The sequence below is a fragment of the Paenibacillus sp. lzh-N1 genome, assembly GCF_002872435.1.
GTDB lineage: Bacteria > Bacillota > Bacilli > Paenibacillales > Paenibacillaceae > Paenibacillus > Paenibacillus polymyxa_C.
Genome location: NZ_CP025696.1, coordinates 2210914 through 2223131, shown reverse-complemented (window position 1 = coordinate 2223131; position 12218 = coordinate 2210914). Strand labels below are relative to the sequence as shown.

General features: G+C 47.4%; 12 protein-coding genes. All 12 read right to left on the bottom strand.

Features of this window, described 5'->3' with window-relative positions:
* Window positions 1-164: 164 nt before the first annotated feature.
* Window positions 165-1883 (bottom strand): phospho-sugar mutase, encoded by a 1719-nt coding sequence (locus C0638_RS10140; protein WP_040102709.1) that lies wholly within the window; start codon window positions 1881-1883, stop codon window positions 165-167.
* Between the two features lie 97 nt (window positions 1884-1980).
* Entirely contained in the window at window positions 1981-2427 is a 447-nt protein-coding gene (gene fabZ / locus C0638_RS10135) for a 3-hydroxyacyl-ACP dehydratase FabZ (RefSeq protein ID WP_013373420.1), read from the bottom strand.
* A gap of 899 nt (window positions 2428-3326) precedes the next feature.
* On the bottom strand, window positions 3327-3539 hold the full coding sequence (locus tag C0638_RS10130) for a DNA-directed RNA polymerase subunit beta (protein ID WP_007432733.1): 213 nt from the start codon (window positions 3537-3539) through the stop codon (window positions 3327-3329).
* 10 nt (window positions 3540-3549) lie between these two features.
* A complete protein-coding gene (locus C0638_RS10125; RefSeq protein ID WP_040102708.1) occupies window positions 3550-4377 on the bottom strand; it encodes a flagellar hook-basal body protein in 828 nt (275 codons plus the stop codon).
* Window positions 4378-4390: 13 nt separating this feature from the next.
* The gene (locus C0638_RS10120) at window positions 4391-5275 is read right to left on the bottom strand and encodes a flagellar hook-basal body protein (RefSeq protein WP_013373422.1); all 885 of its coding nucleotides are present in this window, start codon (window positions 5273-5275) and stop codon (window positions 4391-4393) included.
* Window positions 5276-5398: 123 nt separating this feature from the next.
* Window positions 5399-6397 (bottom strand): rod shape-determining protein, encoded by a 999-nt coding sequence (locus C0638_RS10115; RefSeq protein WP_016324820.1) that lies wholly within the window; start codon window positions 6395-6397, stop codon window positions 5399-5401.
* A 171-nt stretch (window positions 6398-6568) separates the two neighbouring features.
* Window positions 6569-6856, bottom strand: coding sequence for a sporulation transcriptional regulator SpoIIID (gene spoIIID / locus C0638_RS10110; RefSeq protein WP_013373425.1), 288 nt, complete (start codon window positions 6854-6856; stop codon window positions 6569-6571).
* A 200-nt stretch (window positions 6857-7056) separates the two neighbouring features.
* Window positions 7057-7797, bottom strand: coding sequence for a stage II sporulation protein SpoIIQ (locus C0638_RS10105; protein WP_013373427.1), 741 nt, complete (start codon window positions 7795-7797; stop codon window positions 7057-7059).
* A gap of 70 nt (window positions 7798-7867) precedes the next feature.
* Window positions 7868-9307 (bottom strand): stage II sporulation protein D, encoded by a 1440-nt coding sequence (gene spoIID, locus C0638_RS10100; protein WP_058711481.1) that lies wholly within the window; start codon window positions 9305-9307, stop codon window positions 7868-7870.
* Window positions 9308-9524: 217 nt separating this feature from the next.
* On the bottom strand, window positions 9525-10880 hold the full coding sequence (gene murA / locus C0638_RS10095) for a UDP-N-acetylglucosamine 1-carboxyvinyltransferase (RefSeq protein ID WP_016324823.1): 1356 nt from the start codon (window positions 10878-10880) through the stop codon (window positions 9525-9527).
* A 323-nt stretch (window positions 10881-11203) separates the two neighbouring features.
* Entirely contained in the window at window positions 11204-11455 is a 252-nt protein-coding gene (locus C0638_RS10090; protein ID WP_013373430.1) for a DUF1146 family protein, read from the bottom strand.
* Between the two features lie 346 nt (window positions 11456-11801).
* Window positions 11802-12215, bottom strand: a complete 414-nt coding sequence (locus tag C0638_RS10080) for a F0F1 ATP synthase subunit epsilon (protein ID WP_013373431.1) — start codon at window positions 12213-12215, stop codon at window positions 11802-11804.
* Between the last annotated feature and the right edge of the window lie 3 nt (window positions 12216-12218).

The window sequence follows — 12218 nt, the reverse complement described above, 5'->3', positions numbered from 1 at the left end:
TCCTCCGTTGCCGGAATAAGCCTATTTTTCCAAAGCCTCTTCCAGGTTATTCTGCAATACAGAGAAATGACCTCCACGGCGTACTGCCCTTTGCCGTGAGAGGTCACCGATTACTTATTCCATATCTAATTACCTTAACCTATTCTATTATAAAGGGAATTTTCTCAAGCGTCTACGCGGGCCATAACAGCATCGACCAGCTGACCGATTCTTTGCTCCGCGTCTGACAGCGAGGAACCACGTACTGCAAAGTATACTTTGATTTTAGGCTCTGTGCCCGAAGGACGCAGGCAGAACCAAGAACCGTCCTCCAATAAAAACTTGAGTACGTTTTCCTGCGGAAGTCCGTCCAAGCCTTGCGAGTAGTCCAGTACTTTGTCTACCTTTACGCCTGCAATCTCTTGAGGTGCGTTGGTGCGCCAATCCGTCATTTTGCTCTGGATTTGCTCCACTCCATCCTTACCCTTGAGTGTACGAGACTCCAGCTTCTCAAGGAAGTAGCCAAACTGCTGGTACAGCTCTTGTAAAACATCATAGAGCGTCTTGCCTTGCGTGCTGTAATAAGCAGCAGCTTCGGCGATCAGCATGGCCGCCAAGACAGCATCCTTGTCACGTGCGTAATTTCCTGCCAGATAGCCGTAGCTCTCTTCATAGCCAAACAGGTAGGTATACTCGCCAGTTTGGTCAAACTGGTTCATTTTCTCGCCAATATACTTGAAGCCGGTTAGCGTGTTAAACACTGTTGCTCCAAAATGTTCGGCAATGACTGCACCCATTTCGCTAGTTACGATGGTTTTGATAACTGCACCATTATTCGGAAGCTTGCCAGTTTCTTTCAGTTGATTCAGCAAGTAGTAAACCATAATTGCGCCGGACTGATTACCGGACAATACCACATATTCGCCATCACGGTTTTTCACAACTGCCCCCATACGGTCAGCATCAGGGTCTGTTCCGATCAACAGATCTGCACCAATTTTCTCACCCAGCGCAATGGCCAGCTTGAACGCATCACGTTCTTCCGGATTAGGCGACTTAACGGTCGAAAATTCTGCATCTGGCTGCTCTTGCTCAGGCACAATATGCACCTGTTCAAAACCGATTTTCTCCAGTACACGACGAACAGGTGTATTTCCAGTGCCATGAAGAGGTGTAAACACAACTTTAAAGTTCTTGCCCGGTCCAGCTGCAATCAGTTCTCGGTTCACACTCACACCGGCTACCGTATCCACAAACGCTTCATCTTCCTCTTCTCCAAGCCAAACCAACAATCCCTGTGCCTCTGCTTCTTCACGTGTCAGACTTTTGATGTCAGCAAAAGAAGGAACCTCACGAATATAGCCAATCACCTTTTCAGCCTGATCTGGAACAAGCTGACCACCTTCATTATTGTATACCTTGTAACCATTATACTCGGGAGGATTGTGACTCGCCGTGACAACAATTCCTCCACTGGCTCCCAAATGACGTACACTAAACGAAAGCTGTGGCGTTGGACGCAAGGAAGGGAACAACTTAGCTACGATACCATTGCCCGCCAGCACCAAAGCTGCATCCAAAGCAAACTCTGGCGAAAAATGACGCGAATCATGTGCAATGACAACCGAAGGTTTGCCTTCTTTGCCAGCATGCTGCTCTAAAATATACCGAGCGAGCCCTTGAGTCGCACGTCCGATCACATAACGATTCATCCGGTTACTGCCTGCCCCAATTACTCCACGTAGACCGCCTGTACCGAATTCTAGTTCTTTGTAAAAACGATCCTCTAGTTCCTGGTCGTTGCCTTGCAATGCGCGCAACTCCTGTTTGGTTTCTTCATCAATATAAGGGTCTTGCAGCCAGCTCTCAATGCCTTCTAATGCTTTTTTACTCAACTGCGTCATACGGAATTTCCCCTCTCCATTTTTGGGTTGTCAAAACAGGATCTCTATGTACACATGCACTCGGTTCAGACGTCGTGCTTATGTCGGTAGGGCTTGTCTATTGGGGTGGGTCTGATAAAGCAAACATAATCTCGCCCTCAGCTACTACTGTGTCGCCCACTTTCGCCGTAGCTTTCCCTTTACCAAAAGCACCTTTGGAACGAGTGATTTCCACTTCAAGTGTCAGCGTATCCCCAGGGACTACCTGTCCACGGAAACGGAAACCGTCCAACCCTGCCAAAAAGCCGATTTTGCCGCGATTGCTCTCTAGGTGCAGTAATGCGACTGCTCCGACTTGAGCCAACGCTTCAGTGATCAATACACCAGGCATAACAGGATAACCCGGAAAATGTCCAATGAAATGGGGCTCAGTCATCGTTACATTTTTAATGCCTACTGCTCTTTTACCTTCCTCCAGTTCAATAATACGGTCCACCAACAAAAATGGCGGTCGATGCGGAATAATCTCCTGAATTTGATTAACATCCAATTGCAATTTGTCCATTTACCTTAATAACTCCTCTCGCTTGCAGATTTGACTCTGTTCAGCCAGAGTTACTGCAAGCATAATATTACCCCGCTAACGCTGTATAAAAACAGCTCATCACGGCAACAATGTTAGATATCCTTCACCTACTGCAGAAGTGAAGGTTGAGATAAGGGGCTTTTTCCGCCGGTTACGCAACCAGAGGCGAGAAGAAGCCCTTTTGCTCGTGCTTGGTTTTACCCCGTAGTGTTATAAACTCCCCATCATTATACATTCATCAGATGCAAAAAGAAAATTATGCGGAAGTACCATATTTGTTGCTCCTATTATGGGGGTGAAGCGAAGTTTCCTTTGAGCCAAGGGGGAGAGGGCTACGGGGATGGATCGTTCTTCCGATCGCTGTTATCCTCGGATTTTTCATTATTTAAAACCCGGAAAGGTTAAAATCCGAGGATAAAGGCGAACGCTATCGCTTCTACAGAACGATTCCATCCCCTCCGCCGAGTTACTTTTGGCTCAAAAAGAAGACTCGCTTCAATAATACTCGCTTGTCGCGAAGAGCAAACAAAACAAACGAAGGCCTCTGAACGGCCTCAATTGGTTGCAATCCATACTCGCTACACTGGAGGGTTCTGCGGTGAAAACATAATAAAACCCTGCGCCACTGGCACAGGGTTTGTTTTTTTATTTACTACCCACAAAATAGCGGGTTGATTTACCTTTACAAAAGTGGACAATGGCGGGTAGCAGCGGAACGAAGGATTTGAATCTGGAGAAGCGTAAGTGTTCGCCTTTGCAACGGGATTTTTACATCTAAATAACTTAATAATATGAAAATTCCGTTGCAACAGCGATCGTAAGATCAAATCATTCGCGGAGCGACCTTCTCCCACCACAATCACTTTTTAAAAAATAAATCAAGGCGCAAATATAAGATCAATGACATGCTGCCAGGTTTTCCATTCAAATACGCCTGCCAGCCCTTGCTTACCTACAATTACATATCCTGCAATTAAGCCGCCTAACAGCGAGAACAGGAGCAACAACGGAACTACGAAATAACGAGCAGTACGCCAGCGGGATTTAGTCTTTTCAGGCACCGGACGGGAATCAGATTGTTCTTCCTTCATCACCAAATCCTTAAGCCCTCAAATTATTGGCCAGGTTCATCATCGTATCGCTAGAGGTTAATGCCCGTGCCGCCATTTGATACATCCGCTGGACTTGCATCATATCCGTCATTTCGCCCGCTAAATCCACATTAGACTCCTCAAGATAACCGGAACGCACAGATACGTCCGTTGGAACAGCACCTGCCACCCCTGCTGCCCCGAATACATCGGCTTCTGTCACACCATTTGCTAACACAAACAGGTTATCATCCCGCTGTTGCAATCCTTCTGGACGCTGTACATCCATTAGCTTAATTCGCTGACCAACTGTCGGAGCGCCAGTTCCATTAGCACGAATCAGCAATTCGCCATCGGAGTTAATAGCTACTTTGGAACCCGCTGGCGCAGTCACAGGAATATCGTTATTATCCAGCACAGAATAACCTTCGGCAGTGGTCAACATCATCGTCTCATTATCATTCGGATCAGGAATAAAATGAAAGCTGCCGTCACGCGTCCAAGCTTTTTGCCCATTTCCCTGGATTTCAAACAAGGCATTCCCCTGGATCGCCAGATCCGTAGGAAGTCCCGTCTCCTTGAGCGGACCTTGTTCCATATTTTTCATAATTGCGTTTGTTTTGACTCCGTAGCCCAAATTATAGCCGAGCGGCATCGCCCGTCCATTTTGGAGATACGTTGAAGGCTGTTGCTGCACATTAGCCAATACATCTTCAAAGGAACCTTGTTTACTCTTATAACCAACCGTATTGACATTGGCGATATTATCGGCAATTAAATCCAAACGCTGCTGCACACTGGCCATAGACACCATTGCGCCAATCATGGAGTTGTTCATCACTTACCCCCTGTTATACACGGCCTACTTCGTTAACGGCCTTGTCCAAGCTTTTATCATAAAATTGAATAACCTTCTGATTCGCTTCATACGCTCTTAACGCAGCCATCATGTCCACCATCGACTGAGCAGCATCTACATTAGATACTTCCAGATAGCCCTGGCGAACAGATACAGTATCATTAGCGGTCATCATTCTAGCCGTAGCACCATCCGTATCATTCAGGCGGAAATTACCGTTGCCCTCACGAACGAGCTGGTACGGCCGATCAATCACACTAATTCCAAGCGTCGTTCCGAGCAACTGGTTGGATTGGCTGTCCACCAATTGACCCCGTTCATTTACTTTAAGCGCTGAGACAGACCCCGTCAATTGAATTGGGTTTCCATTCGTATCCAACACTGCTGAACCAGTCGACGAAAGTAATGCTCCCGTTCCATTTACTTGGAAATGCCCATCACGTGTATAGCGGACATTACCATTATTGTCCCGTACCGTAAAAAACGCTTCTGGACGATAGGTGACTTCACCGTTAGCATTGATGAATTTTCCAGCCTGATCAAAAGCCATAGGTCGACCAGTAGCCGGGTCGTTCACATTAATATTGGACTGTAACGCAAAATCCGTAGTTTGTCCACTATCCTTCAACGCTCCCTGAATGTAAGGAGAGAGGCTTTCCTCAGCAAAAACGCCAGTATTGAGCTTGCCGACCGTACGGTCCGGGTTATCAGGGTTTCCCCCCGTCATGGAAATAAGCATTTCGGGGAATGAGCGTTGAACGCTATTCTCCTGTTTATATCCCGTGGTATTCATATTAGCAATATTTTGCGTCACAGTGTCATGACGTCGTTGTTGTGTCATCATTCCGGCGGCCGCAGTATATAAACCTCTCAACATGTATCGTGCACCCCAATCCTATACTCTGCTCATCAATTATATGCTCGCATGGAGGCACTAAAGCCAAAATGCTAGGCAACCTGCCTGACCGCACACGAGTCTCTTATAGTCACTATCGGCAGATTAGAACTTTTTCTTAACCACATGATCCAAATTATCCAGCATAATTCCTGTACCTTTAACGACACAATGCATCGGATCTTCAGCAACCAGCACTGGAACACGCAATTCTTCAGCAAGCAGCTCGTCCAAACCGCTAAGCAACGCACCACCGCCAGTCAAAATGACACCACGGTCAATAATATCGGCTGATAGCTCCGGTGGGGTCTGCTCCAGTACAAACTTAGCTGCAGCTACAATCGCTGACACGGGATCTCTCAGCGCATCCTGCACTTCTTCCGCGGAAATACTTAACGTCTTGGGCAATCCGGATACCATATCCCGTCCACGGATGTCCATCTCAGCACGTCGTCCGCTCGGATGCACGGTTCCGATAGCAATCTTGATATCCTCAGCCGTACGTTCCCCGATGAGAAGCTTGTACTTCGTTTTTACATATTTCATGATGGCTGTATCAAATTTGTCCCCTGCCATTTTAATAGAAGAAGCTGTTACAACATCTCCCATAGAGAGGACTGCAACGTCTGTTGTTCCGCCACCGATATCTACGACCATGTTGCCGCTAGGCTCAAAGATATCCATTCCTGCCCCGATGGCAGCCGCTTTTGGCTCTTCCTCCAAAAATACTTCTTTCGCCCCGCTACGCTCCGCCGCTTCACGAATCGCTTTTTGCTCCACTGAGGTAATGTTCGTCGGCGCACAAATCAAAATACGAGGGTGGCTGTACCAGCTTTTTCCCCCTACCCGATTAATAAAATATTTCAACATCGCTTCTGTTACTTCAAAATCGGCGATGACACCATCACGCAATGGACGGATGGCTATGATATTACCAGGAGTACGTCCTACCATACGGCGCGCTTCTTCTCCGACAGCCAGAACTCTTTTTGTATCGCTTTCTATCGCAACAACGGAAGGTTCGTCAAGAACAACCCCCTTACCTTTGACGTGGATAAGCACGTTGGCCGTACCGAGGTCGATACCGATATCATTACTGAACATATTAAAAAGGCCCCCAAAGTGATATTTTAAAAAGCTAAGATTCGACAAGAAGCGGCAAATATATGTATAAACCTACGGTTACATGTCATTTTTCGTCTTGTACCATCTTTTAACATATCATACTTCAGGGGGTTGATTCAATGGCTTTGCCAGCCAATTCACTATATATTTTTAGGACTTGCCCGAAACAAGAATTCCCCTTCTTTTCCCACTCGTTTTTTTGTACTTAATTTTCGTCGCTTCACCCCCCCGCAGATGGCGGATGGATTTATGGTATTCGAGAATGTGCTTAACCTGATCGGCAAGATCCGGGTTAATTTCAGGCAGCCGTTCGGTCAGATCTTTATGCACCGTGCTCTTGGAGACACCAAATTCCTTGGCAATCGTACGGACCGTATTCCTTGTTTCCACGATACAGCGACCGATTTTGATGGTCCGTTCCTTGATGTAATCGTGCACGCTCCCGCCTCCCTACTGTGGATAGTTTGGTACATTATATGAGGAGCGTGCCTATATATTCGCGGTTTGGTGGGAAGACATGCTTCGGAAGGCCTATTTATTTGGCAAAAGCAGCTTATGTTTACCTCATGCGCTAAAACTACACAAGAAAAAAGCAGGGAATTTGAATTCCCCGCTTTGCATGCAAAGCTATGATCCATTTATTTTTTAGGAAGCAGACCTGCCGGATTCACCGGCTTGTCATCCTGGTACACTTCAAAATGCAGATGTGTTTTCAAATCCTTTTCAAGCTCGTTGCGACCTGCTGAAGCAATCACATCATTTTGTTTCACTTGATCGCCTTCTTTTACTTTCAGATCGCTCAAGCTTTGGTACACTGTTTTGAGATTATTATCATGCGTGATTTCTACGACATTACCTACCAGCGGATGTTGTTCCACACGAGATACTTTTCCACTCAGAGCGGCTCTCACTTCAAACGCCTGATCGTCGGACCGAGAAAGGTCAATCCCAGTGTTAGCGGTAAATGTTTTATCGTACTCTACCATAGCTGCCGCTTGCTCATCAGCTGTCGCGTTTTCGTCAAAGAAAGGCTTTACGACCTGCACTGCGCTAGCATCTGCCACCGGCCACGCGATATTTTCTGACTGAGCAACAACCTCCACACTTTCTGGTTGTTGTTCGTTAACATCAGTACTCACTGCGCTTGTGCTTTGTACCGATGGACTAGCTGGGTCAGGTTTGAAAGACTTCTGGCTAGCATCCTGATAGACCCACACTAAGGTTAGTATAATGGCTGCTGCGGCAATGTAGGCTGCCGGGTATGCCCACCTTTTGGACAACAGCTTTTTCCACGAAGACGGCCGTGAAGCTCTTCCACCCTGAAAGGTTTTGGGTGTATCTTCATGATTTTGGTTCTGGTTTTTATTTTGTTCACTCATTTGCTCATCACCTCAGTAACCAGTGTTACCGGGCGCAACTCTTTTATACTTCAAAGTTACGAAAAATTTACTAACTTAGAATACGAGAGGCATTCGCAAAAGAAATACCAGTATAATAGTGAAGAAGAATCTGAGTGGCGGTATGACCTTCCTTAGCCATTCCATTGGCTCCCCACTGGCTCATACCGACGCCATGGCCATACCCATAGGTTGTTATAGCAATCCGGTCCCCTTCGGTCTTCCACGTAAATTCAGCCGATCGTAGCCCTAGTTTGTTACGAATCTCCGGCCCCGTAAAGACCAAGCCTCCCACCTCAATCTTCTTGATGCGGTGTCCTTCTGTCTTGGAGAGTATACGAATCTCTGGCATACCCCCACCTCCAGTAGAAGCAGTGACCGCAGCACGACTCAATCCCAATCTATCGAACACGCTCTGACGGCTCAGTGTGACGGTTTCTGTAAAACGGGGGGCCAGTTGCTTGTCCCATGGACTAGACACACTTCGTAAATAGGGCACGGCCTTCGCCCATACATCCTCTGAATTTTCGGTATAGCCGTTGCTGGTAGAAAAAAAAGAAGCTGTAATGGGTTTACCCTCATATACCATGATTGTATCCTTGGTCTCGCGCACAGCCTGGCGAATTTTTGCCAGATCTGCGGATTTACCAGAACGCTCCCATTCTCTAGTAAGTTTAGCTTTGGAGATGTAAGCCTGGTGTTTAACGGTATCTGTCACATCTGCGCCCGCCGGGGCGCCGCTGGTGTCATCAGCCAACAAACGCCGGATAATGAACGTACGCGCGGCGATAGCCTGTGCTTTCAATGCCTCTTCCTCAAAGCTGGGCGGCATTTCAGCTGCTACTACGCCGACAATGTATTGCTCCAAAGGTAATGTCTCCGTCCGGCCAGTAGACGTGACGTACACCCGCACGTCCGGCTCTGCCGCGACTGGCACGCTACGCGCTGGAGCAGCGGGTACAGCCGGTATCGGCGGGACACCCGGCAGGCGCGTGACGGGTGCCTCGCTCTTTGCCGTCGTATTAGACTGCGCGGGTGCGGCTGTGCGGCTCCCAGTCGGCAAAGGCTGCGCCGCCTGGCGAGGCCATGCCATGAGTGCGGGCACAGCCATGGCAAGCACCAGCACCCCTGCCATGGCGGCAAATGGCAGCCATGGGCGGCGGCTGCCCCAACGTGGGGCTCGCCCGGCTGCAGGTCGCAGATGCGGCTGCGGTCCCCGCCGCCTGCTTGCGTCGTATGTGTTACCGGGCGATGTTCCAGCGTCAGGAAGCATCGTACCGACAGTGTGTGTAGTGGAAGTCAACGCTGTGGTACGCCGATTGGTCTTGGCGATAGTCAGCAATCCACCTGTTGATTCTGCATGCTGCTGCATAAGTTTATTTTCCTGCAACGAAGTTGCTATAGAGCCAGAGCTTTCCTCTGCAAGTGAGGCCTGGCGATGTTCCTGAGGATGATGAATTGGTATACGGATGCGAACCTGTGAATCTTTCATAGGCTGAAACCTCCATCAAAGGGCTAAGTGTCCGGCTGAAAGTACAGATATACTCCAGCAGATATTTTCAATCATATGAGGTCGTCCACTTTGATAGAACCGTTTTAAGAGAACTGAAAGAATGAAAAAGACAAGCAGCAAAAACACAAAAAAAACCAAGCCCTTCCGGACTTGGTTCTAATTGCTCAAGTTTATACCTATGCAAATAAGTTAAAGGTTAGGCGAGGGAAGGCTGAATCTTCTTGAACAGATTCCCCGGCGTTTCTTCTGCCACAACGCGCTCTGTGCTGGCCGAATGATCCAGTTTGGATTCATCTACAGTCACTCTGTAAATATCCGCTCCCAATCCAGTCAGTTTCTCCGCCAAATGAACGTAACCACGATCGATGTGATGAACGCCAGATACCTCCGTTGTACCTTCTGCAATAAGTCCAGTCAGAATTAACGCCGCACCTGCACGCAAATCTGTCGAGGTTACTTTCGCACCCGTCAGCTTAGCATTGCCAGTTACAATCGCCGAACGACCTTCGACTTTAATTTCTGCATTCATGAGATGAAACTCATCCACATGCATGAAACGATTTTCAAACACAGTTTCCGTAATGATGCTCGTTCCTTCAGCGGCAAGTTGAAGTGCCATCATCTGAGACTGCATATCGGTTGGAAACCCAGGATAAGGCAGCGTTTTAACATCAACGGCCTTTAGCGGCTTATCCGCAATGACACGAATACCATTTTCATCGGGTTGAATCGTTACACCCATTTCTTCCATCTTGGATATAACCGGTCCCAAATGATCGGATATTGCGCCTTCTACATATACGTTCCCGCCTGTGATCGCAGCAGCAACCATATAAGTACCTGCTTCTACCCGGTCGGGAATGACCGTATGTTTTACACCATGCAGCTTCTCGACGCCTTCTATACGAATTACGCCTGTGCCTGCACCGCGTACTTTGGCTCCCATGCCATTCAGGAAGTTGGCGAGATCAACGATCTCAGGTTCCTTAGCAGCATTCTCAATGGTAGTTACGCCCTCAGCAAGAGTAGCGGCCATCATAATATTCTCGGTTGCTCCTACGCTGGCTACATCCAAATAAACTTTAGCTCCGCGCAGACGACCGTTACTTTTAGCTTCAATAAAGCCCTGGCCCAAGCTTATCTCGGCGCCCAACGCTTCGAACCCCTTCAAATGCTGATCAATAGGTCTTGTTCCAATTGCGCATCCGCCTGGAAGCGAGATTCTTGTACGTCCCAAACGTGTAAGCAATGGCCCCATAACCAAAAATGATGCGCGCATTTTCCTAACCCACTCGTAAGGGGCTTCACAGGAAATTATCTTCCGCGCGTCAACACGAATGACCTCGTCTTGGTATGTAACGCCTGCTCCTAAGGACTCCAGCACTTTGTTAATGGTCATCACATCGTCTAGAGGAGGTGCATCCATAATAACACTTTCTCCTTCTTCTCCTAACAGAGAAGCGGCGATGATCGGCAGAACTGAGTTTTTGGCTCCGCTGACTTTGACACTCCCGGTCAATCTGTTGCCACCGCGGACGATAAATTTGCTCATCTATGGTTCCCTCCGCGCGTCATTTCCCTTTTCCATTCTGGAAAAAAGAACATATTCCGCTATTTTCATGCCTTGCTTTTTCATTACATAAAAAAACAAGATTTTATTAATACCCTAACTGCCATCATACCACTGATTAAAACAAGTATACAAGCGTTTTTTACACTTGACGACCACCTGCGTTCTAACGGATTCAGGCTGTTATACATGTACGGTGCTTTTGTTTACCATTGTTAACAATATGGCATGATGTTATTCGACAATTCCTGCACATACAGAGTCATAAAGTCATATAACCCGCTTACTTCATGTTAAAACAAATTCTACAGCATCTGGCTCCAAGAGATGTAGCTCAATAAGAAACCAGAAACCAACTGTCCCAAAATAATAGCAAGAAACAAGTGCAGCAATCTGCCCTGCGGTCCTTTGGGTTGCCGGATTAGTAAATCCAGCTTTAAGCTTTGCAAAGCCCACCAAGCTAACGCTATACAGATGAGCGATACGATCATAGAGATCAGCGCGGTCATACTCGCCGATTGACTTAACTGTTCAGCCAACTGCTGCTTCCCGTTCATTCGTAATTCCTCCCATCTGCGTCACAGACTTCTTTATAATACTCGGCAAGCGCCTAATATGCTAGTGCTATTTCTGTTTCCAATACATTTATTTCGACAAAATGTGAATAATCACTTCTGTTTCGCGAATTTAAAAGGTACTAAATACCTAGCTATCAACCTAGAAATAGGACTATACTTTTGGAAAAGACAGCTAAAAAAGGGCTCGATCACAGTGATCGAAGGAAGCAAAGGCCTCACTTTACCTTCTGCAGGCATTCTTGGGCAGAAGTTATGAAGTGGTCTCTTTGTCATTCCATCCGTATACTATGCCGAACCCTTTTTAAATTCCACTCAAAATCCAATATTAATTCTTATTGGTTCTGATACTTGTGGCATTCAATCGGTTAAGCGCCCGTTGCAGAGCGACTTCTGCCCGATGATGGTCTATCTGTTCCTGCTTGCTCTGGAGCCGCAGTTCTGCCCGCTCCCTTGCCGCACGGGCACGTTCCACATCAATATCTTCGGAACGTTCCGCACTCTCAGCCAAAATGACCACTTTGTCTTTGCGGACCTCAATAAAGCCCCCATTGACCGCAATCACTTCGGTTTGACCACCGATTTTAATGCGAACCGGTGCAATCTTCAAGGGAGTGACCAAGGGAAGGTGTCCTGGTAAAATCCCAAGATCGCCTTCCGAGCCGCGAACACTGATGCTGTTTACCTGTTCTGCATAGACCAGGCGCTCCGGCGTCACAATCTCTAGTAAATAGGTGCTCACTTG